The sequence below is a fragment of the Bradyrhizobium sp. CFUWI genome, from assembly GCF_056429085.1.
On the sequence record NZ_JBWJZE010000007.1, the window covers coordinates 228,665 to 248,193 of the forward strand.

14 protein-coding genes are annotated in these 19,529 nt (G+C 66.4%); 3 read left to right on the forward strand and 11 right to left on the reverse strand.

The genetic code is table 11. The features are described 5' to 3' along the window. Positions 1 to 156 precede the first annotated feature (156 nt). Together AC066S_RS17745 and msrA are read left to right on the forward strand one after the other, a co-directional pair. Positions 157 to 579, forward strand: coding sequence for an OsmC family protein (locus AC066S_RS17745; RefSeq protein WP_126255531.1), 423 nt, complete (start codon positions 157 to 159; stop codon positions 577 to 579). Between the two features lie 131 nt (positions 580 to 710). Beyond that, positions 711 to 1,226 (forward strand): peptide-methionine (S)-S-oxide reductase MsrA, encoded by a 516-nt coding sequence (gene msrA, locus AC066S_RS17750; RefSeq protein WP_126255532.1) that lies wholly within the window; start codon positions 711 to 713, stop codon positions 1,224 to 1,226. A gap of 17 nt (positions 1,227 to 1,243) precedes the next feature. Here msrA and AC066S_RS17755 read toward each other — a convergent pair whose 3' ends face one another. The 8 genes from AC066S_RS17755 to AC066S_RS17790 all read right to left on the reverse strand — a co-directional run bounded on the left by AC066S_RS17755 (position 1,244) and on the right by AC066S_RS17790 (position 13,888). After that, positions 1,244 to 4,087, reverse strand: a complete 2,844-nt coding sequence (locus tag AC066S_RS17755) for an ATP-binding protein (protein ID WP_135169690.1) — start codon at positions 4,085 to 4,087, stop codon at positions 1,244 to 1,246. A 155-nt stretch (positions 4,088 to 4,242) separates the two neighbouring features. After that, positions 4,243 to 5,397, reverse strand: a complete 1,155-nt coding sequence (locus AC066S_RS17760) for an MFS transporter (protein ID WP_135169689.1) — start codon at positions 5,395 to 5,397, stop codon at positions 4,243 to 4,245. A 58-nt stretch (positions 5,398 to 5,455) separates the two neighbouring features. After that, positions 5,456 to 6,787 (reverse strand): ATP-binding protein, encoded by a 1,332-nt coding sequence (locus AC066S_RS17765; RefSeq protein ID WP_478270239.1) that lies wholly within the window; start codon positions 6,785 to 6,787, stop codon positions 5,456 to 5,458. Beyond that, complete coding sequence (locus AC066S_RS17770) at positions 6,784 to 7,497, reverse strand: response regulator (protein ID WP_164718411.1); 714 nt, start codon at positions 7,495 to 7,497, stop codon at positions 6,784 to 6,786. Before AC066S_RS17770 ends, AC066S_RS17765 begins: the two co-directional genes overlap by 4 nt. 86 nt (positions 7,498 to 7,583) lie before the next feature. After that, positions 7,584 to 9,545 carry a MacB family efflux pump subunit gene (locus AC066S_RS17775; RefSeq protein WP_135169686.1) on the reverse strand — a complete coding sequence of 654 codons (1,962 nt, stop codon included), beginning with the start codon at positions 9,543 to 9,545 and terminating at the stop codon, positions 7,584 to 7,586. Position 9,546: 1 nt separating this feature from the next. Then, the gene (locus AC066S_RS17780; protein ID WP_135169685.1) at positions 9,547 to 10,773 is read right to left on the reverse strand and encodes an efflux RND transporter periplasmic adaptor subunit; all 1,227 of its coding nucleotides are present in this window, start codon (positions 10,771 to 10,773) and stop codon (positions 9,547 to 9,549) included. Beyond that, positions 10,770 to 12,212: an efflux transporter outer membrane subunit gene (locus tag AC066S_RS17785; protein WP_478270240.1), complete on the reverse strand. Its 1,443-nt coding sequence runs from the start codon at positions 12,210 to 12,212 to the stop codon at positions 10,770 to 10,772. The genes AC066S_RS17780 and AC066S_RS17785 overlap by 4 nt, the downstream gene beginning before the upstream one ends. A gap of 1,307 nt (positions 12,213 to 13,519) precedes the next feature. Then, positions 13,520 to 13,888: a hypothetical protein gene (locus tag AC066S_RS17790; RefSeq protein ID WP_135169683.1), complete on the reverse strand. Its 369-nt coding sequence runs from the start codon at positions 13,886 to 13,888 to the stop codon at positions 13,520 to 13,522. A 298-nt stretch (positions 13,889 to 14,186) separates the two neighbouring features. Here AC066S_RS17790 and bamA point away from each other — a divergent pair, with 298 nt between their 5' ends. Next, entirely contained in the window at positions 14,187 to 16,700 is a 2,514-nt protein-coding gene (bamA, locus tag AC066S_RS17795) for an outer membrane protein assembly factor BamA (protein WP_135169682.1), read from the forward strand. Here bamA and AC066S_RS17800 read toward each other — a convergent pair. The 3 genes from AC066S_RS17800 to AC066S_RS17810 are packed head-to-tail and all read right to left on the reverse strand — an operon-like array spanning position 16,697 to position 19,477. Next, on the reverse strand, positions 16,697 to 17,929 hold the full coding sequence (locus AC066S_RS17800) for a Zn-dependent hydrolase (RefSeq protein WP_135169681.1): 1,233 nt from the start codon (positions 17,927 to 17,929) through the stop codon (positions 16,697 to 16,699). The two genes, bamA and AC066S_RS17800, sit on opposite strands and share 4 nt — an antisense overlap. Continuing rightward, positions 17,922 to 18,707 (reverse strand): ABC transporter ATP-binding protein, encoded by a 786-nt coding sequence (locus AC066S_RS17805; protein ID WP_167767531.1) that lies wholly within the window; start codon positions 18,705 to 18,707, stop codon positions 17,922 to 17,924. Before AC066S_RS17805 ends, AC066S_RS17800 begins: the two co-directional genes overlap by 8 nt. Further along, positions 18,704 to 19,477, reverse strand: a complete 774-nt coding sequence (locus AC066S_RS17810; RefSeq protein ID WP_135169679.1) for an ABC transporter permease — start codon at positions 19,475 to 19,477, stop codon at positions 18,704 to 18,706. Before AC066S_RS17810 ends, AC066S_RS17805 begins: the two co-directional genes overlap by 4 nt. Between the last annotated feature and the right edge of the window lie 52 nt (positions 19,478 to 19,529).

The window sequence follows — 19,529 nt, forward strand, 5'->3', positions numbered from 1 at the left end:
GGCGGGCGACGGCATCCCGTTGAAGATACTCTCAATTCAAGGCGCTCAGCAGATTTGATGCGGCGATCGGATCGCGGGCTTGCTCGCCCGCCACGCCAATGTCGCCTTCCTTCGGTACGAAGCGCCGGTGCTGAAATCACACAGGGAGAACTTGAGATGATCCGCAAGGCAACGGCAGTCTGGAAGGGCACCGGTCGCGACGGCACGGGCCACCTCACAAGCGAATCCGGCGTGCTGGCGCAGACGCCCTATTCGTTCAAGACCCGCTTCGAAAACGAGAAGGGCACCAATCCCGAGGAGTTGATCGCGGCGGCCCATGCAGGCTGCTTTACGATGGCGCTGGCCTTCGGGCTTCAGATGGCCGGTTTCACGCCGGACGAGCTCTCGACCGAAGCCGCCGTGACCCTTGAGCCCGAAGGCAAGGGCTTCAAGATCAGCAAGTCCGCGCTGACCCTGCGTGCCAAGGTGCCGAACCTCGACGACGCAGCTTTTGCCAAGATCGCCGGCGAGGCCGAGAAGAACTGTCCGGTGTCGAAGGTGCTGAACGCCGCGATCACGCTCGACGCCAGGCTGGGCTAGGGCGGGCGCTTGTTTCGGGTCCACGGTTCTGGGAACCGGCCGGACACGCGTGCAAGGCATGGCTTTCGGCCGGGCGGCCGAAAGCTTATGTTGCGGCAGATGCAGAACGGAAAGCAATCGGGAGCGGACAGATGACGACAGAGCGCGCAGTTTTGGCCGGAGGCTGCTTCTGGGGCATGCAGGATCTGATCCGCAAGCAGCCGGGCGTGATCTCCACCCGCGTCGGCTACACCGGCGGACACGTCAAGAACGCCACCTACCGCAATCACGAAGGCCACGCCGAGGCGATCGAGATCATGTTCGATCCCGCAAGGACCAATTTTCGGACCATGCTGGAGTTCTTCTTCCAGATCCACGATCCCACCACGCTCAATCGCCAGGGCAATGATCTGGGCACGAGCTACCGCTCGGCGATCTTCTACACCAGCGACGAACAGAAAAGGATTGCCGAAGACACCATCGCCGACGTCGAGGCGTCGGGCCTTTGGCCGGGCAAGGTGGTGACCGAGGTCGCGCCCGCTGGCGAATTCTGGGAGGCCGAGCCGGAGCATCAGGATTATCTCGAACGTTATCCGGACGGCTACACCTGCCACTTCATCCGGCCTGGCTGGAAGCTGCCGCGCCGCGCGGCTGCCGTCGGAGGCTAAATTTCGGCCGCGTGACGTCAGGCGCGCAATTGCGCCGTCAGCTCGCGGGCCATGCGCATGTCGGAGATATCGGATCCCCCGGCGAAGGATCCCGTGACATTCTTCAGAACCGCCAGGGCGTCCGCGCGCTGGCCTGCGCCGATCAAGAGCCGCGCGAGACTGGTTGCGCAGCGCAGCTGCCAGAAGCGCGCGCCCTGCCGGACGGCAATGTCGATCGCCTCGCGAAAGCGCGCTTCGGCGTCTCCCGAGTGCCGCGCAGCTCCGAGCATCAATTCTCCCTTGATGCGGATCAGCTCCGGCAGATACCAGAGTTCCTGCCGCTCGTTGCAGCGGGCAAGGACGTCCTCGATCATTTCGAGGCCACGGTCAATCTGGCCGGCCTCCAGGAAACATGCGGTGAGCTCGCCGAGCAGCGGGAGAAAGCGCGGCAGGAAGCGCGCGTCGCCGGCGCGATTGAGCTCTTCGCGCAGCAGCGGCAGGCCGGTCGCGATGTCGCCGCGCCTGGCCATGACCGCGGCGTTGAAGGCCCGTGCCCACAGGCCCCACAGCCGGATCGCGTGGCGTTCGGTGTGCTCGAGCAGCTCGGTGCCGTGGCGCTCCGCGGCATCGAAGTCGCCGGACCAGAACGCGATCGGGCAGGCGGCCTGCCCCAGCACGCTACAGAAGGTCAGCGCATGGCCGTTGGCACGGCCTTGCTCGATGTTGTCGGCGGCGAGCGCCCGGGCCTGATCGGCGAAGCCCTGCAGCCACAGGATGCGGGCCCGGAAATATTGCGTCGAAATCCGGAGGTCGAGCGGGAAGATTTTCGGCTTCGCGACCAGCACATGCAGCGAGGCATTGACCCGGTCGATGCGCTGGCGCGCCTCGTTCTGGTCTCCCAGATAATGCAGCGCGACGGCGGTCAGGCGGTCGCCGAGCATGAGATCGGTGTTGTCGGGTGAGTGCGCGGCAGCGTTCGCAAAGCGGTCGGCGAGCGCGCGGGCCTTGCCGAACTGCCCGTTGTTGAACTGGTCGATGCACAGGCCCCAGAGCGCGCGCAGGCGGAAATCCTTGTCGTCGAGGCGCTCGGCGAGCTCGAGCGTCGTCTCGAGGATCGCCCGCGCCTCGCGCGCGCGGCCCTCGCCATACATCAGCGACCAGCCGAGTGCCGACAGCAGCTGCATGCGGACCTGGTCGTCGCCGCGGTCCTCGCCGAGCGCCGCCAGTGCCGTTCTGCAGCGCTCGCGGCATTCGGCAAACAGCGAAAGGCGCACCCACAGGGTCACCGCGGTCGCCGTCAGCGCGATACCGAGCCTCGCATCGCCGTCGGGCGCGAAGGCCCAGTCCAGCGCCGCGCGCACATTGTCCAGCTCGCCGCCATAGGTGCTCAGCCATTCCGGAAGCGGCGTCGAATTGTCGGCCTCCGCGCGCGCGAAGAAGTCGCGAAAATGCCCGGCATGGCGCCGCGCGAATTGCCTGACTTCGCCGAGCTCGCTGAGCTTACCGAGCGCGTAGGTGCGCGTGGTGTCGAGCAGGCGGTAACTTAGCGTCCGCGAGCCCGATGGCGAGATCAGCGATTTGGCGACCAGGCTGTCGATCGCCTCCAGCGTCTCCGAGGTGCTGAGACCGTCGCCGGACGCGACGGCGGCGGCGGCCTCCGGCGCGAACGGACCGGCGAACACCGACAATCGCCGCAACGTGGCGCTTTCCGCCGGAGGCAGCAGGTCGTAGCTCCAGTCGAGCGCGGCGGCGAGCGTCTGGTGCCGCGGCACGGCCGTGCGCCGCCCGCGCCATTGCAGCGAAAAGCGGCTGTCGAGCAGGGAGGCCGTGCCGGCGATGCCATAGGCATTGACGCGGCCCGCCGCGAGCTCGATCGCCAGTGCGATGCCGTCGAGGCGCCGGCAGATGTTGGCGACGAGCGGCGCCTCTTCGGCGCTGAGCTGGAACGGTCCGGAGCTCTGCGCGATGCGCTCGACGAAGAGCTGGGCGGCGGGATAGGCCAGGACCTCGGCGACGTCGAGGTGCTCGCGCTCGGGCGGACAATCCAGCGGAAACAGCCGGAAAATCCGCTCGCCTTCGCTGCGGAACGACTCGCGGCTGGTTGCGAGAGCGTGAAGCTGCGGTGCCTCGCGCACGATGCGCTCCACGATCGGAGCCAGCGTGTCCAGCACATGCTCGCAACTGTCGAAGATCAGCAGGGCAGGTCCGGTCTTCAGAAATGTCAGGATGGCCGGCGTCGGATCCTCCGCGCTGACGGCCAGTCCGAGGACGGAGGCGATGGTGGTCGTGACATGGCCGGCGTCGCGTAGCGGACCGAAATCGACGAAGAAGACGCGGCCGCCGAAATCCGCCGAGCGGCGATGCCCGACCGCGACGGCGACGGCGGTCTTGCCGATGCCGCCCGGGCCGACCACGGTCATGAAGCGATGGAGCGTCAGGCCGTTCGAAATCTTCTCGATGACCTCCTCGCGTCCGATCATCTTCGCAAGCTGAGCGGGCAGGGAGCGGGGAGGAGTGATTTCGGCGGAGGCCGGCGCCACCGGCGGCGCCGCTTCAGTGGACGGAGCGGCGAAGCAATAGCCACGGCCCGGCACGTTGAGGACATAGCGGGCCGACTTGCCGGTATCGCCGAGCACCTTGCGCAACGCTGCGACATGAAAGCGTAGGCTGCCCTCGTCGACATTCACGTCGGCCCAGATGCGCTTGACCAGCTCTCTCTTGTCGACGACCTCCCCCGGGCGCCCGGCAAGCAGGATGAGAATATCCAGCGCGCGGCCGCCGATATGCAGCGGCTCCCCATCTCGCTCCAGGAGCCGGGACTTTGGAAACAGCCGAAATGGCCCGAATGAAATGACCGAGTCTTGATTACTATGAGTTGGCACGTGCCATTGCCCCCCGCGACGGGGTCAAAAGGTATTTTGTTCTGGTCTAGCAGAACGAGGCGTCCAGTAAACTGGCCGAAAGGCGTATGTCTGACAGACCCGCGTGGATGGCGTGGGTCGCCCGGCAAGCAAAATAACGCCTGAGACGGAAAGGGTTAGGCCGCCATGGTGCGAGACGCATGCTTCGTGACGATGCCCGCCGACAGCGTGACGAGGCCCATCAGCGCAGCCAGCAACCAGAATGCCAGCGGCAATCCGCCCAGCTGTGCGACGAAGCCGACGCCGGCAGGGCCGATCAGGATTCCTGCATAGCCAGCGGTCGTAATCGCCGCGACCGCGAGGCCCGTCGGCATCACCGTTTGCCGAGCGGCGCGGCGGAAGAGCACCGGCACGAGGTTCGAGGCGCCGAGCCCGATCAGCAGGAATCCGCCGATGGCGACCGCCGCAACCGGCGCCGTCAGCAGGACCACAAAGCCCGCGATCGCGATCAGGCTGCCCCACAGCAATGTCGCGCGGTCTCCGATGCGCGCAACGATGGCATCGCCGCCGAGCCGCCCCGCCGTCATCGCGATCGAGAACACGATGTAGCCGGCTCCGCCCTGCGCCTCGGTGACGAGCCCGGCGCCGATCACGAGCAGCGCGCCCCAATCGAGCATCGCGCCCTCGACCAGGAAGGTGATGGCGCCGAGCAGCGCGAGCAGCAGCACCGATCCGTGCGGCAGCACGAACAGCGGGCCCTCCTGCACCTGCACGGCGCGGAGCAGGTGCGGCGAGGTCACGGCCATCGCGATCAGCATCAGCACGGAGCAGATCAGCGTGCAGGCGAGCGGGCCGAATTGCAGCGAGAGCAGCCCCGTCATCAGCGCGGATCCGGCAAAGCCGCCGATGCTGAACAGCGCGTGGAAGCCGGACATCAGCGGACGTTTTGCGGCGCGCTCCACCTCCACGGCATGGATGTTCATGGCGACGTCGATCGAGCCCAGCGCGGCGCCGAACGCGAACAGGACCAGCGCCAGCGTCGCGGGCGAGCTTGCGACCGCGAGCAGGGGCAGGACCAGCGCCAGACCGAACCCGCCCACGATGATGATCGGCCTGCTGCCGTAGCGTGCGCTTATGATTCCGGTCAGCAGCATCGCGACGACGGAGCCGATGCCGAGGCTGAGCAGGAGCAGTCCGAGCACGCCGTCATCGACGCCGAGCCGCGTCTTCGCGAATGGCACCAGCGGCGCCCAGCACGCGATGCCGAAGCCGGCAACGAGGAAGGCAAGCCGGGTCGCCAGGCGTGTCGCCGGCCGGTCGGCAGAAGACAATGGAATCTCCGGGAAAGCGGGGGCAGGGCGGCCGACAGACCCGACAAATGCCGCAGCTTTATGGCCGAGGCGCTGGCGAATTGTCGCCGGCACCCCGCGCAAGCCGCAAGCGGACGCGCAGTCCCCTTGGCGCGTTGTCGAGCAGCTCGAGTGTTCCCTCATGCGCCGTCACGATCGCCTGCGCGATCGAGAGGCCGAGGCCAAATCCCGCCGTCTCGTCCATGGTGCGGGCTTCCTCTCCGCGCACGAAGGGTTCCAGCATCATTGCCTTCCGTTCGTCGGGAATGCCGGGCCCGTCGTCGGAGACGTCGATGACGAGCCGCTCCTCGACCGTCACCAGCGCGACGTCGATCTTGGTTCCGAAGCGCGTCGCGTTCTCGACGAGATTGGTGACCGCGCGGATGATTTCGTCGGGCCGCAGCACGAAGGCGGCCCTGTCCGGGCCGGAATAGGTCACGGCAAATCCGGAATCCGAAAACTGCTCGCAAACCATTTGAAGCAGCGCCGCGACGTCCACCAGCGTCGGCTTGGCCGGGCTTTCGCTGCGCAGGAGCGACAGCACCGATTCCAGCATCGACTGCATCTGGTCGAGGTCGCGCACGGTCTGGGCGCGTTGGGCCGGATCCTCGATATATTCCGAACGCAGCCGCAGACGCGTGATCGGCGTGCGCAGGTCGTGGCTGATGGCCGCCAGCATGCGGGTTCTGTCGTTCATCAGCGTGGTGATGCGATCGCGCGTCCGGTTGAGCGCTCGCGCTGCGGACTTGATCTCCTCCGGCCCGTTTTCGGGCAGCGGCGCGGAGGACCGGCTCAGGCTGAAGTCCTCCGCCGCGCGCGCGAAGGCCGACAAGGGCGAGGACAGCGCGCGGCCGGCCCAGACGCCGAGCAGGGTGATGCTCGCCACGAGGAACAGCAGCGTCGAGGTCCACAGGCCGCTGACGAAGGCCGGCATCCTGGGCGATCCGATCACGGCTTCGAGCACGTCGTCGCCCGGAAGGTGGAACCAGACGCGCTCGTCCTCCCCGCCGCTGCCGCGAATGAACTCGGCCCTGACCCCGAGCGCGGAAGGGACGGTCAGGGATGTTCGCGCCGACTGCGGCGTGGTGGAGACCGAGGCGGCGTCTCGCAATTGGAGCTTGAGCGCTGGAAAGGTGCGGCTGACGCTGTCGAGGACGAGCGCGCGCTCGGCCTTCGGCGCGTTGGCGATGATCCGCACGATCAGCTCGATCTGCTCCAGCGACGTGTCCGCCAGCAGCTTCGGCTGGTTGAGGAGAAAATACCCGGCGATCAGGACATGGATCAGGATCAGCGATCCCAGGATCAAGGCGGCGATCTGACCGCTGATCCGCCTGAAGCTGAAGAGCGCGACGATATCGGCGGCGCGGCTCATGCTTCCTCCACCACCGGCGTGAAGACGTAACCGCCGATGCGGACGGTCTTGATCACGGACGTGCCTTCGGTCCGGTCGAGCTTGCGGCGCAGCCGGCTGACCAGCACGTCGATGCTGCGGCCGAAGCCTCCGCCGGGACGCCCGCGCGTCATGCTCAGCAGGTTGTCGCGGGTGAGAACGCGTCCTGCCCGCTCGCAGAAAGCCTGCAGCAGATCGAACTCGGCGCTGGTCAACGGCACCTGCGCGCCTTGCGGGTCGCGCAGTTCGCGCAAGCGAAGATCGATGGTCCAGCCCTGGAAGGTGAGACGCGCAGGGGCGGAGCCGGCGCCGAGGCCGCTCGATCGCCGGCGCAGCACCGCGTTGATCCTGGCGAGAAGCTCGCGCGGGTTGAACGGCTTTGCCAGATAATCGTCGGCGCCCATCTCGAGGCCGAGGATGCGGTCGAGATCCTCGCCCTTCGCGGTGAGGATGATGACCGGCGTCGTGGAATCCATCCGCAGCCGACGGCAGAGGCTCAGGCCGTCCTCCCCCGGCAGCATCAGGTCGAGAATGATCAGATCGACCCGGTCGTGGGAGAGATGGCGGTCCATCTCCTTGCCGTTCGCGACCGCGTCGACCGAGAAGCTGTGATCGCGCAGATAGCGCGAGATCAGGTCGCGGGTCGGCTTGTCGTCTTCGACGATCAGGATGTTCGGGCTGCCGTTGGTCATGGTCGGAATCGCATCGGGGCCGGTCGTTGGTCGATTTGCGGACGAATGTGCCGTCCGAAACACTGCGGTCATGGGCAATCCTAGGGTCAGTCGCGGCTCAGCGCCACCACGGGGTCGAGGAACGCGGCGCGGCGGGCCGGGAAGAAGCCGAAGGCGACCCCGATACCGGTCGAGGTCAGGAACGCCGCGCCGATCGAGAACGTCGAATAGCTGACCTCGAAGCCGGGCACGGCAAGGTTGATGGCAAGGCCGAGCAGCATCGCGACCAGAATGCCGGCGATGCCGCCGATCGACGAAATCAGGGTCGCCTCCACCAGGAATTGCTGGAGGATGTCGCTGCGCCTGGCGCCGACCGCCATGCGCACGCCGATCTCGCTGATCCGTTCCGACACGGACACCAGCATGATGTTCATGACGCCTATGCCGCCGACGACCAGCGAGATCACTGCGATCGCCGCCACCAGGAACGCCAACGTCTGCGTCGTGCTGGTGATGGTGCGGCGGATATCGTCGGTGTTGAGGATGACGAAATCCCGGGTGTTGTGCCGCTGCGTCAGCATCGTCGTCACCGCGTCCTGCGCCAGATTGGTCGAGATATCGTCGCTGATCCGCAGCAGGATGCTGCGCAGCGAATGGTCGCCGGTGAACTGGGCCTGCACGGTGGTGTAGGGCAGGTAGACCGACAGGTTCTGGTTCGAGCCGAACCCGCCCTGCTGCTGGGCGATCACGCCGACGATGCGGCACGGCACCTTGCCGAGCCAGATCACGCGGCCGATCCCCGAGGTCTGGTCGTCGGCGAAGAACGTCTTGCGGGTATTGTCGTCGATGACGACCTGCCGCTCGATGTTGCGGATCGCGTCGGTGTCGAACAGGCGGCCCTTCGCGAGCTTGGCCCCCTTGACCTGGAAATAGCTCTCACCGACGCCGTTCACCAGCACGTTGGACTCGTTGCCGCGATACCGCACCGTGGTGCTGGTCGAGACCGTCGGGGTGACCCCTGCAATGAAGTCCTGCCGGTCGAGCGCGCGGGCGTCGTCGAGCACCAGCGTCTTGATCTTGCCGGCCCGCGCGTCGCCGAAATCCTTGCCCGGAAACACCTCGATCGTGTTGGTGCCGAGGCTCGAAATGTCGGACAGAACCTTGCGCTGGGACGCGTTGCCGAGCGCCACCACGGACGACACCGCGGCGATGCCGATGATGATGCCGAGCATGGTGAGGAAGGCGCGCAGCCGGTGCGCGGCCATCGCCACCAGCGCCATCCGCGAGGCCTCGCGCAGGCGCCGCAAGGCGCCGGACCAGCCGGGGACGTTGTCCCACGGCGTCCGGGAGACGGCGACAGGCCGCTCCGGAGTGTCGGTCGTCTCGGTGCGACGATCGGAGACGATCTTGCCGTCCCGCAGCTCGATGATGCGCTCGGCCCGCGCGGCGACGTCGGCATCGTGGGTGACGATGATGATGGTCCGGCCCTCGCGGTGCAGCTCCTTCAGGATCTTCAGGACCTCCTCGCCGCTGCGCCGGTCGAGCGCGCCGGTGGGCTCGTCCGCCAGGATGACCTCGGCACCATTGATCAGCGCACGCGCGATCGAGACCCGTTGCTGCTGGCCGCCCGAGAGCTGGTTCGGGCGATGGCCGCGCCGGTCGCTGACGCCGAGTCTTGCGAGAAGCTGCTCGGCGCGCGCGCGGCGCTCGCGGGCCTTCATCCCGGCATAGATCGCGGGGATCTCGACATTCTCCCCGGCCGAGAGGTCGCCGAGGAGATGATAGCGCTGGAAAATGAAGCCGAAATGTTCGCGGCGCAGCGCTGCCAGCGCGTCGGCGTCGAGCTCGGAGACGTTCTGGCCGGCGACGCGATAGGTGCCGGATGTCGGGCGGTCGAGGCAGCCGAGGATATTGAGCAGCGTCGATTTGCCCGATCCGGACGAGCCGATGATCGCCACCATCTCGCCGGGCTGGATGCTCAGCGAGACATCGTCGAGCGCGACCACGCTGACGTCGCCGGCCGCGAACTCCCGCCGAACGGTCTCGAGTGCGATGATCGGATCGGCCATGTCAGAGGCCTCCGGACGGGCCGCCCTGCATGCCGCGCGATGCGGTCTGCTCGCTGGCCTCTCCGGTGACGACCCGCTCGCCCTCGTCAAGACCGGACCTGATCTCGACGATGGTGCGATCGTTGAGGCCGGTCTTGACCTCGCGCTCGCTGACCTCGCCGGATGCGCTGAGGGTGCGGACGGTGCTGCGGCCATCCGATTTGCGCATGACGGCGAGAGCGGGAACCACCTTCACCCGCTTCGCTTCGCCAGTGATGATGTGAACCTCGGCGGTCATGTAGGTCCGCAGCGAAAGCTGCTTGTTCGGGACGTTGAAGACGCCGATGTAATAGATCGCCGTGCTGGTCGAGCTCGACGAACTCGTGCTCGAACTCGACGTGGTGGTCGAGGAGAAGCTGGCGTCGCTCTTGATCGATTCGGGTGCCGGCTCGATCTGCTCCAGCCGCGCCTCATAGCGATGGTCCTGGTCGCCGAGGATGGTGAAGTACAGCGATTGCCCCGGCTTGACCTTGACGATGTCGGCCTCGGAGATCTCCGCCCGTACCGTCATGGTCTCGAGCTGGCCGAGCACGACGATGGTCGGCGCCGACTGCACCGCGTTGACCGTCTGTCCCTCCTGCACCACGGTGGCGAGCACGGTGCCGTCGATCGGCGCGGTGATGCGGGTATATTCGAGGTTCACGCGCGCGGTCTCGACGCTGGCTTCCGCCCCCATGATCAAGGCTTCGAGGGCGGCGATCTGGGCGCGGGTCTGCCGCACGGTCGAATCCGCGCTGTCGAAATCGCTGCGCGAGGTGGCGCGTTGCGCCAGTGTCGCCTGCTGGCGCGCGAGGTTCGCCTCGGCCAGAACCAGCGCGGCCTCCTTCTCGAGCTTCTGCGCACGGTAGTTCTTCAGCGACGCCTCGGAGCTGCGCAGATCGTTCTGCTTGGTGACGGGGTCGATCTGGGCGATGACGTCGCCGGCCTTCACCGTATCGCCGACGCGGACGTTGAGGGCGGTGATCCGGCCCGACACCTGTGCGCCGACCGCGGTCAGTCGCGCCGGTTTCAGCGTGCCGCTGGCGAGCACCTCCTCGCGCAGATCGCTGACGGTGACCGGCGCGGTGATGTAGGACTGCGCCTTGCTCGACGTTCCCGGAAAGCGCGTGGCCGCGACCACGCCGGTGGCCACGACGGCAACGATCGCCGCGGCGATCTTCAGGCGTTTGGCGGTGATGATCTCGGTCACTTCTGCGTCTCTCGCAAGTGAGGTCCCGTGTTGGTGTCCACGATGATCGGCCTCGACACGTCGACCGGATCGGACCAGCCGCCGCCGAGCGCCTTGGCCAGCGCAATGTAGTCCTTGGCCGCCGACACCTTGCTCTGGATCAGCGAATCCTCGGCCGAATAGAGCGAACGCTCGGCGTCCAGCACGTCGATGAAGCTGGCGCTGCCGGTCTCGAACAGCGAGCGCGACAGCCGTGCGGCCTCGCGGTAGTTTCTGGCGGCTTCCGTCAGCTTGGTGGCACGCACGCGTTCGCGCGACAGCGAGACCAGGGCGTTCTCGACGTCCTCGAGTGCGGTGAGCAGGGTCGAATGGAATGTGGCGAACGCCTGGTCGCGTTGCGCCTCCGCGATCCTGACGGTGGTCAGGCGCTTGCCCGCGTCGAACACCGGCACGGTGATCGAGGGCCCGACCGACCAGCTCAGGCTCGAATATTTGGCGAGATCGCCGGCACGTATCGCCGAGGTGCCGACCGAACCGGTCAGCGACACCGCCGGATAACGGTCGGCCTCCGCCTGGCCGATCTTGGCGGTCGCCTGCGCCAGCTTGCGCTCGGCACTGGCGACATCGGGGCGACTCATCAGGAGATCGGCGGGTAGCCCCGTGGGCAGCGGCATGCGCGGCGCCGGCACGGGCGCGGACCGTGCCAGCAGCGAAGCAACGCCGTCCGGCGGTCGCCCGAGCAGGATCCCGAGCCGGTGAATGTCGGCCGCAAGCGACGCCTGATAGGTCGGAACGTTGGCCTCAGTGCTTGCGGCCTGCGCGGTGGCTTTGGCGAGATCGACCGCGTTGCCGCTGCCGGCCTCGTACTTGCTGCGGGTGAGCTTTTCGGTGTCGCGCTGCGAGACCGATGTTCGCTGCGCCAGTGCGATCCGCGCCTGGTAGCCGCGCGCTTCGACGTAATAGGCGGCGACATCGCCGATCAGCGTGACGAGGCTGTCGCGCAGATCCTCCTCTGCCGATTGCTGCCCACGCACCGCTGCCTCGATGCTCCGTTGCGTGCCGCCGAACAGGTCGAGCTCCCAGCTGGAATCGAAGCTGGCCTGGTGAAGCGAGTAGGGCGCGCTGTCGACGAGGACGGACGAGGAACCGGCGCTGGTCTTGTTGTTCGTCACCGAGGCCGTGCCGCTCACGGACGGAAACAGGCTGGCCGCCGTCTGTTGCAGCGTGGCGCGCGCCTCGCGCACCACTGCTTTTGCCTTCGCAACGTCGGGATTGGCTTCGACGGCCTCCTCGATCAGGCGGTTGAGCAGGGGATCGCGCAAGCGCAGCCACCAGCGATCGAGCCTGCCGGCGTCCCGATGCGAGGCGGGGTTGCTGCTCCAGTGCGAGGGCAGGGCGAGCCTGGGCGGGCCGGCATAATCCGGCCCGACCGCGCAGCCGGCCAGGGCGCTGCCCAGCATCAGCGCAACGCAGGCTGATCCGGCGCGCGATATGGGGCCGCGCAACGGCGGACGGTGAGCCTTCTCGGCAGATGGCAGGGGACTAGCGGCGAACGGGTACGGCGGCATCAAATCGGTTGAAATCCATGGGCCTCGGTCCGGAGGGATTTCCACGGTCCTCTGGGGGAGGGCGAGGCAACCGCCACTAGCCGGCCGATCGTGGCCTTTCGGCAGCCGGAATGTTGCTGGATGTAAACAGGTATTGCCGGACGTCTCGGCAAGGCCGAAGAGCGGATGTCCCGGGCCTGCGCCTTCGTGGCCTGTTTCGCCCTCTGTCAATCCGCCGCCGCGAAAATATTCCACTTTACCGAAATTCGGTTTTGGCGTATGTGTCGGCCATCCCGGCTCATCCAGGAGGGGCGATCTTGCGGTCGTCAATTTCGCGAGCCGGGCTTGCGGTGGACGCGGCAGCGTCGGCGCGAGAGGTGCGGGCAGGGCGGGTAGTCCCTGTGAGCCCGTGGCCGCGTGCAGACGAACGGCGCTGCTAGGCTTCGTCTCGCCTGTAAGTTTCCGGCTCCGTCGACAGGGCCGGGAAGACTGCGGCGAATGGCGGGCCGTGCGTACGGCAAAACCGTGTGGTCCTGGCCGTCGTTGCTACGGTCAAGCTCTTGCGAAGGTGCGAGCGAGCCCAACCGGGCAGACTGCATCATCCAATTCGCGGGGGCGAGGGAGGCCAGAAGGAAAGTTCGGCTCCCGGGAGAGCACGGCATAAGCCGTCCGACCACCGCGCAGGGAAGGCCGAGTGATTGGCACCACCTGTATGCTGCTGTGCGGTTCTTCCTGCGTGTGCATTTTCGCGCAGCGGACCGCGGGTGCGAGCCGGCACCCGGCCTTCCCTGCGCCCTCTTGGCTTTGAGAGGGTAGCGAGACGAAGCAAAGCTCGGGCGAATTCAGCCGCGAGGCTGACGAAGCATGTCTATCTCCACACGCTCACTGTCATCGCCCGCGAAAGCGGGCGATCCAGTATTCCAGAGGCCCCTATGATTGAACCGAGAAGCCGCGGCGTACTGGATTCCCCGCCTTCGCGGGGAATGACAGCGTACCTTGGAGAACAGGCTGCCGCCTCACACGCAGCATCTCGCAATGACGCCGTTGCGAGAGCGTACGCCACTCCGCTCGCGTGCCCCGGACGCAGCGCAGCGCACCTTCGGCGGTGCGCTGCAGAGCCGGGGCCCATCTCTCCGCATTGGACCGTGCCGTCTCCTCGGCCCCGGCTCCGCGCCGCATCGCTTGCGCGTTGCGGCTTGTCCGGGACACGAGAATTTCACTCACCACGTAATCGGAATCCGCTGCGCAAATCCACCCAGATCCGAGTCGGGGCTGAGCGGCTGCCGGTCGAGCGGCCGGTTGTTGTTGCCGCGTGCGAACGAGGCGCCGGGCGGCAAGGCGTAGTCGGTGAACTTGCGCTCGCCGGGGAGCACCTCGGTCCCGCCGTCGAGCCACGACCGCTTGCTGACATAGATGCGCGTGCGCGGACCGGACTGGTAGGACCGGTTGGGGCCGCGCGGGCCGTACTCGTAAACCGCATCCTGGGTCGCCCGCTGCGGCGCGCGCTTGCCGGCGCTGGCGGGATGAGCGGCGAGGGTCGAGGCGAGGAGGGCGACCAGCACTGCTCGGGTCGTGACAAGCGCGTTCATCGGACAACATCCTGTGCGAGTTCCTGATGCGGCCGCCTCTCGCACCGGCTTAAGTGACTGTAAAGAATGCCGGCGTTGCGCGATGTTGCTGAACCCCTGCATGGGCAGGGCACCTCCGCGGCAGCTTCGAGGCGGTTCGGTCGCAGCCCGCAGTGCGCGCGGTCGTCGCGGCGGCGGCGCTCAGGCTGCTGATCGTCCAATCAAATTCAACGACCGGAAACAAACCAGCAATCTTCAGGCCACACCGCGGCCACAGCTGTCTCGTCTCAGAGCAGGCGAGGTTTTGTTGAGGTGTGGAATGTCGTTTTTGCGGGCCTGGTTGATCGTCGTGGCGATGAGTGCTGTATCGATTGCAAGCTCACTCCCGCTTGCGCTGTTGCCGCAGCCGGCGGCCGCGCAGGCGATGCAGGCGATCGTCGTCGAAGGCAATCGCCGGGTGGAGGCCGAGACGGTCCGCTCCTATTTCAATCCGGGCGCGGGCGGGCGTCTCGATCAATCCGCCCTCGATGACGGGCTCAAGGCGCTGATCGCGACCGGCCTGTTCCAGGACGTGAAAATCAATCAGGCCGGCGGCCGCATCGTGGTGTCGGTGGTCGAGAATGCCGTGATCGGCCGCATCGCCTTCGAGGGCAACAAGAAGATCAAGGACGAGCAGCTCTCGGCGGAAATCCAGTCCAAGCCGCGCGGGACCTTTTCGCGGGCGCTGGTGCAGTCCGACACGCTGCGCATCGCCGAGATCTACCGGCGCTCCGGCCGTTACGACGTCCGCGTCACGCCCGAGATCATCGAGCAGCCGAACAACCGCGTCGATCTCATCTTCACGGTCGAGGAGGGTGCGAAGACATCGGTCAAGTCGGTCGAGTTCATCGGCAACAGCGCGTTCTCGGCCTCGCGGCTGCGCGACGTCATCAAGACGCACGAGAGCAACCTGCTCAGCTTCCTCGGCAACAACGACGTCTACGATCCCGATCGCGTCGAGGCCGACCGCGACCTGATCCGCCGCTTCTACCTCAAGAACGGCTACGCCGACGTCCAGGTCGTGGCTGCGCTCACCGAATACGATCCGGAGAAGAAGGGCTTTCTGGTGACCTTCAAGATCGAGGAAGGTGCTCAATATCGCATCGGCTCCGTCGACTACCGCTCCAGCATTGCCAATTTCGACACGGGCTCGCTCCGCGCCTTTTCGCGCGTCAGCGCCGGCTCGCTCTACAACGTCGAATTGGTCGAGAAGTCGACCGAAGAGATGCAGATCGAGGCCTCGCGCCGCGGCTACGCCTTCGCCGTGGTCCGTCCCGGCGGCGACCGCAACTTCGAGGCGCACACCGTCTCCGTCGTGTTCAACATCGACGAGGGCCCGCGCACCTATATCGAGCGCATCAACCTGCGCGGCAACACGCGCACGCGCGACTACGTCATCCGCCGCGAGTTCGACCTCTCGGAGGGCGACGCCTACAACCGCGCGCTGGTCGATCGCGCCGAGCGACGGCTGAAAAACCTCGACTACTTCAAGAGCGTCAAGATCGTCACCGAGCCCGGCTCCTCGAGCGATCGCGTGATCCTGATCGTCGACATGGAGGAGAAATCGACCGGCGACTTCTCGGTCTCGGGCGGTTACTCCACCACCGACGGAGCGCTGGCGGAAGTCTCGATCTCCGAGCGCAACCTGCTCGGCCGCGGGCTCTATGCCAAGGCATCGGTCACCTACGGCCAATATTCGCGGGGCATATCGTTGTCGTTCGTCGAGCCTTATCTGCTCGACTACCGGCTGGCGCTTGGATTCGATACCTATTGGAAGGAGCAGAAGGCGAACAGCTATACGAGCTACGGCGTGACGACCCTCGGTTTCTCCCCCCGCATTGGCCTGGCCTTGCGCGAGGATCTCTCCCTGCAGCTGCGCTATTCGCTCTATCAGCAGAGCATCTCGCTCGCCAGCGCCTACAACAATTGCAACAACGACGCGTCCAACGCCTCGCTGGCCTTCAATCCGACGCCGGCCTACATCCAGAGCGTCCTGGGCGGCGCGGACCCGACCAATTCCACGAGCTCGGGAGTCTATGGCTACGGCTGCTACGGCGACGGCGAGTCGAGCCTGCCGGTTCGAAAGGAGCTGGCGAACGGCGCGACCTGGACCTCGTCGCTCGGCTACACCCTGAACTACAACACGCTCGACAACACCAAGAACCCGAGGGACGGATTGCTGGTCGACTTCCGGCAGGATTTCGCCGGGGTCGGCGGCGACGTCACCTATCTGAAGACCGTGCTCGACACCAAATACTACACGCCGCTGGTCTCCGAGATCGTCAGCGTGATTCACCTCCAGGGCGGCCTGCTGAGCAAGATCGGTGACCGGGATCTGCGCATGCTGGATCACTTCCAGATGGGACCGAACCTGGTGCGCGGCTTCGCCTCGAACGGCATCGGGCCGCGCGACATCACCTACTACAATTTCGGCTCCAGCGGCGATGCGCTCGGCGGCACGAAATATTGGGGTGCGTCCGCGGAACTGCAGATGCCGTTCTGGTTCCTGCCCAAGGAAGTCGGCCTGAAGGGCGCACTCTACGCCGATGCCGGATCGCTCTGGGGTTATCAGGGACCGACCTCGTGGTCGGCCACGGGCGAGGTCAACTCCAGGGCGTGCCCGACCTGCGGATTGCAATATGACGACGGCAGCACGGTGCGATCCTCGGTCGGCGTCGGCCTGATCTGGGCCTCCCCGTTCGGGCCGTTGCGCTTCGACTATGCCGTGCCGATCACGAAGGGCAAATACGACGTCGTGCAGGAGTTCAGGTTCGGCGGAGGGACGTCGTTCTAACTCGTAAGGATCCGCCGGCAGGCATCGACGAAGACCTCTGCGCCGGTGACGATATCGGCGTCGGCGGTGTTCTCGGTCCAGTGATGGCTGATGCCGCCGATCGAGGGCACGAACAGCATGCCGGCGGGCATGACACTGGCCAGCATCTGCGCATCGTGGCCGGCGCCGCTCGGCATGCGAACGCATCGTCCACCGGCCATGGCCTTGCTCGCGGCTTCGATCGCATCCTGAAAGCGATCGCTCATCATGGCAGGCGCGCCGGTGCGCAGCTTCTCGACGGTGACGGTGCACGGGCCGCTCGCGCTGGCCTCGTCCGCCATGGTCCGCAGCAGCTGCTCCAGCCGGGCAATCACGGTGGGATCGTCGTCGCGGATCTGGAACAGCATTTCGGCGCCGCCCGGAATGATGCTCGGCGCGCCCGGATCGAGCGTGATGCGCCCGGTGGTCCAGACCGTGCGCGGACCGCAGGCGGCCGGAAAACGTTCGTCGATCGCGACGCAGAACTTGGCCAGCGCCAGCCCGGCATCTTTGCGCACCGCCATCCGCGTGGTGCCGGCATGATTTTGCTCACCGGTGAAGTTGATGCGGTACTGCCAGATGCCGACGATGGAGGTGACGATTCCGATCGCGAGCTTGCCGCTTTCGAGCGTGTCGCCCTGTTCGATATGAGCCTCGAGATAGCCGACGTGGCGGCCCGGCTCGGCGCTGGCACGTGGGCGGCCCGCAAGCCCCATCTCGGCGAGCGCATCGCGCATGGTGCGGCCGCTGGTGCGGTCGCGCGCAACGTCGATGTCGGCCTCGGTGACCTGTCCGACATAGGAGCGCGAGCCGAGGAAATGCCCAAAATGTCCCTCTTCGTCGCACCAGGCGGCGACTTCGACGGCCCCGTTCACGGAGGGATCGGCATTGAGAACGCGCGCGGCCTCGAGCGCATAGACGACGCCGAGCGGGCCATCGAGCCAGCCGGCGTAGTTCTGGCTCTCCAGATGCGAGCCGGCCAGCAGCTTGAGTCCGGCCTTGGCGCTGGTGCCGAAGACATTGCCGATGCCGTCGATCGAAGCGGCGAGCCCCGCGTCCGGCAGCTTGCGCATGAGCCAGTCCAGCGAAAGCCTGTGCGGCTCGGAGAACGTCGGCTTGTGCACGCCAGTCTTGTAGGCGCCGATGGCGCGCAGCGCATTGAGATCGGCAAGCACGCGCTCGCCGTCGACGGAAGGGGAAGCGTCAGGCATGTTCGGCAACCTTCAGCGCCTCGGTGCGGATCTCCTCGACCAGCCGTTCCTTGAGCTGGACGAATTCCGGCGTGGTCTTGATCTTGTAGGAGCGCGGATGCGGCAGGTCCACATTGATCTCGGCCTTGATGCGGCCGGGGCGCGCGCTCATGACGATGACGCGGCTGCCGAGGAAGATGGCCTCCTCGATGTCGTGGGTCACGAACAGCACGGTCTTCTGGTCGCGTTCCCAGATCCCGAGCAGCATCTCCTGCATCAGCGCGCGGGTCTGGTTGTCGAGCGCGCCGAACGGCTCGTCGAGCAGCAGGATCTTGGGATCGTTGGCAAGTGCCCGCGCGATCGCCGTGCGCTGCTGCATGCCGCCGGAGAGCTGCTTTGGCCAATGATTCTCGAAGCCGGACAAGCCGACCTGGCGGATGAAGGCGTCGGCGATCTTGTGGCGCTCCGCCTCGGACACGCCGCGCTCGCGCAGGCCGAAGGCGATGTTCTCGCGCACGGTGAGCCAGGGAAACAGCGTGTAGGACTGGAACACCATGCCGCGATCGGCGCCGGGGCCCGTTACTTCGCGCCCGTCGAGCGTGACCCGTCCGCTTGTCGGACCATCGAGGCCGGCGACGATGCGCAGCAGTGTGGACTTGCCACAGCCGGAGGGGCCGAGGATGGTGACGAAGTCGTTGTTGCCGATGACGAGGTCGGTCGGCTCCAGCGCCTTGGTCGGCGCGTTGCCGTGGCGCGCCGGGAAGGTGCGCGAGACCTGCTCGATCTTGAGGATCGTCATGCGAGTCTCCACGGAAACAGCCAGGCGTTGAAGGCCTTGAACATGAAGTCCGAGAGCAGGCCGATCAGCCCGATCACGATGATGCCAAAGATGATCTGGCCGGTGTTGAGCAAGGCCTGGCTGTCGGTGATCATGTGGCCGATGCCCGAGGACGAGCCGATCAACTCGGCGACGATGACATAGGTCCAGGCCCAGCCCAGCACCAGCCGCAGGATTTCCGCGATCTCGGGCGCGGAGGAGGGCAGCAGCACGCGGCGGATGATGCCGCGGTCGCCGGCGCCCAGCGTATAGGCGGCCTCGACCAGATCGCGCCGCGTTGCGCCGACGGTCACGGCGACCATCAGGATGACCTGGAATACCGAGCCGATGAAGATGACGAGCAGCTTCTGCAATTCGCCGATGCCGGCCCACAGGATCAGCAGGGGGATGAAGGCGGAGGCGGGCAAATAGCGGGCGAAGGAGACGAACGGCTCGAGGAAGGCTTCGATCGGCTTGTAGGCCCCCATCAGCACGCCGAGCGGCACCGCGATGATCGCCGCGAGCGCGAAACCGCCGACGACGCGCCAGATCGTCATGCCGATGTCGAACAGGAAGCCGTGCTTGGTGAGCAGCTCGACGCCTTCCTGCACCATGGTCAGCGGATTGGCGAGGAAGGTTTTCGACACATGGCCGCCGAACGTCGCCCAGGACCAGAGGGCGACGAACAGCACGAAGAACGCAAGGCCATAGGCCACGCGCTGCTTCGATGTAACAGGGTCCAGGGGACGCATCGACGATTATCCGGGCGGTGAACGGATTTGCCGGCCCCGCCGCGAGGCGGGG

What these genes read in the sequence shown, in the direction of transcription:
- AC066S_RS17745 (WP_126255531.1), top strand. Translation starts at nt 157, where the DNA reads ATGATCCGCAAGGCAACGGCAGTCTGGAAGGGCACCGGTCGCGACGGC.
- msrA (WP_126255532.1), top strand. Translation starts at nt 711, where the DNA reads ATGACGACAGAGCGCGCAGTTTTGGCCGGAGGCTGCTTCTGGGGCATG.
- AC066S_RS17765 (WP_478270239.1), bottom strand. Translation starts at nt 6,787, where the DNA reads ATGAGCCGCGCCGCCGATATCGTCGCGCTCTTCAGCTTCAGGCGGATC.
- AC066S_RS17770 (WP_164718411.1), bottom strand. Translation starts at nt 7,497, where the DNA reads ATGACCAACGGCAGCCCGAACATCCTGATCGTCGAAGACGACAAGCCG.
- AC066S_RS17775 (WP_135169686.1), bottom strand. Translation starts at nt 9,545, where the DNA reads ATGGCCGATCCGATCATCGCACTCGAGACCGTTCGGCGGGAGTTCGCG.
- AC066S_RS17785 (WP_478270240.1), bottom strand. Translation starts at nt 12,212, where the DNA reads ATGCTGGGCAGCGCCCTGGCCGGCTGCGCGGTCGGGCCGGATTATGCC.
- AC066S_RS17790 (WP_135169683.1), bottom strand. Translation starts at nt 13,888, where the DNA reads ATGAACGCGCTTGTCACGACCCGAGCAGTGCTGGTCGCCCTCCTCGCC.
- bamA (WP_135169682.1), top strand. Translation starts at nt 14,187, where the DNA reads ATGTCGTTTTTGCGGGCCTGGTTGATCGTCGTGGCGATGAGTGCTGTA.
- AC066S_RS17800 (WP_135169681.1), bottom strand. Translation starts at nt 17,929, where the DNA reads ATGCCTGACGCTTCCCCTTCCGTCGACGGCGAGCGCGTGCTTGCCGAT.
- AC066S_RS17805 (WP_167767531.1), bottom strand. Translation starts at nt 18,707, where the DNA reads ATGACGATCCTCAAGATCGAGCAGGTCTCGCGCACCTTCCCGGCGCGC.
- AC066S_RS17810 (WP_135169679.1), bottom strand. Translation starts at nt 19,477, where the DNA reads ATGCGTCCCCTGGACCCTGTTACATCGAAGCAGCGCGTGGCCTATGGC.